At 63.2% G+C, this 1613-nt stretch carries 3 protein-coding genes; 1 reads left to right on the plus strand and 2 read right to left on the minus strand.

The window, feature by feature from the left end:
• Positions 1-389, plus strand: a 389-nt coding sequence (locus Q0341_RS01685; RefSeq protein WP_299510111.1) for an HAD-IC family P-type ATPase, incomplete at its 5' end; no start/stop codon positions are given.
• Between the two features lie 28 nt (positions 390-417).
• On the opposite strand, the gene Q0341_RS01690 is transcribed toward Q0341_RS01685, so the two are convergent.
• Positions 418-1203 carry a class II aldolase/adducin family protein gene (locus Q0341_RS01690; RefSeq protein ID WP_299510112.1) on the minus strand — a complete coding sequence of 262 codons (786 nt, stop codon included), beginning with the start codon at positions 1201-1203 and terminating at the stop codon, positions 418-420.
• A 108-nt stretch (positions 1204-1311) separates the two neighbouring features.
• The gene (locus Q0341_RS01695; RefSeq protein ID WP_299510113.1) at positions 1312-1584 is read right to left on the minus strand and encodes a YkgJ family cysteine cluster protein; all 273 of its coding nucleotides are present in this window, start codon (positions 1582-1584) and stop codon (positions 1312-1314) included.
• Between the last annotated feature and the right edge of the window lie 29 nt (positions 1585-1613).

A 1613-nucleotide genomic window follows, 5' to 3' on the forward strand; every position in this document is an offset into this window, starting at 1 on the left:
TGCCCGGCGACAAGTCGGCGCAGGTGCAAAAACTGCGTGCGGGTGGCCAGGTGGTGGCCATGGTGGGCGATGGGGTCAACGACGCACCCGCATTGGCCGCTGCCGATGTGGGCATGGCCATGGGCAACGGCACCGATGTGGCCATGCACGCGGCCGGCATCACCCTCATGCGTGGGGATGTGGCGTTGGTGGGCGCGGCGCTCGAGATCTCGGCCCGAACCGTGGCCAAGATCCGGCAAAACCTGTTTTGGGCCTTTGCCTACAACGTGGCGGGCATCCCTTTGGCGGCCTTGGGCTACCTCAACCCCATGATGGCGGGTGCGGCCATGGCGCTGAGTTCAGTGAGTGTCATGGCCAATGCCTTGTTGCTCAAACGCTGGAAACCTTGATGGGCTACAAGCGTTCGCGTTTGCGGCATCAAAGCGCGTAATCGGGGCTTTCGCGTTGCAGCTTGCGCAGCAGCGAAGGCCAAACAAACGCGCCGCCCAAGCCACCGGTTTGCACGCGCATGGCGTGGGCCACGCCGTTCAAAATTTGCGGGTCTACAGCCGCCAGGTCTTTCGGGCCGGCTTGGCCCGCCAGTGCATCGACCTGGATGCGGCAGGTGTTCTCGAAGGTGTACATCGTCAAGAACGCGTCGGCAATGGTTTTGCCCACTGTGAGCAAGCCGTGGTTGCGCAGCATCAGGAAATTGGCCTCGCCCAAATCGGCCTGCAGGCGCAGCTTTTCTTCGTCGCGAATGGCCACGCCCTCGTAGCCGTGGTAGGCCAGCGAGGCCAGCACAAACGTGCTTTGCTGGCTGATGGGCAGCACACCATGTGCCTGCGCGCTCACGGCCACCCCGGCACGGGTGTGGGTGTGCAGCACACAACCGGCATCGGGCCGCGCCTCGTGTACCGCGCTGTGAATCACAAAGCCCGCCGGGTTCACCGGGAAAGGGCTGTCGTGCAGCTTGTTGCACTGCATGTCCACCTTCACCAGGCTGGACGCGGTGATCTCGTCAAACATCAAGCCGTAGGGGTTGATCAAAAACTGGTGCCCATCGCCCGCCACCGATTCGGGCAGCTTGGCGCTGATGTGGGTGAACACCAGATCGCTCCAGCCATACAGCGCCACCAGCCGGTAACACGCAGCCAAGTCCAGCCGCAGCTGCCATTCATCGGGGTGAACGCTGTCTTTTAAGGAAGGAATCTCAAACGCCATGGCTGTGCTCCGCAGGTCAGCAAAAGGGATTCAGCTTAGCGGCAAGCGGGGTGGGGGGATGACTTGTTGGTGACTGATGACAAGGGCAAACGTTGATGTGGCCTTACATCACCCCGGCCGCGTCAACTCCTCGAGCCGCATCAACCAAGCCCGGGCGTGCACCCCGCCGTCTTCCACAGCCCCGCACATTTCCACCGCCGCTTGCAGTTGCCCACACACCGCAGGCCGCTCGGGTTGCCCAAAAATCTTGCAGCGCAGCTGGTCGTCAAGTTGCACGCAGGGCACGCCTGCGGGTTTGCCGTTGGGCATGCCGGGGATGGGCGAGGAGATGGAGGGGGCGGTGCAGCAAGCGGCGCAGCCGGGGCGGCAGGTCAAAGGCATCAGGTTTTGGGCATCCGCTTCAGCGTGGC

It is taken from the genome of uncultured Limnohabitans sp. (assembly GCF_937889215.1).
Taxonomy (GTDB): domain Bacteria; phylum Pseudomonadota; class Gammaproteobacteria; order Burkholderiales; family Burkholderiaceae_C; genus Limnohabitans_A.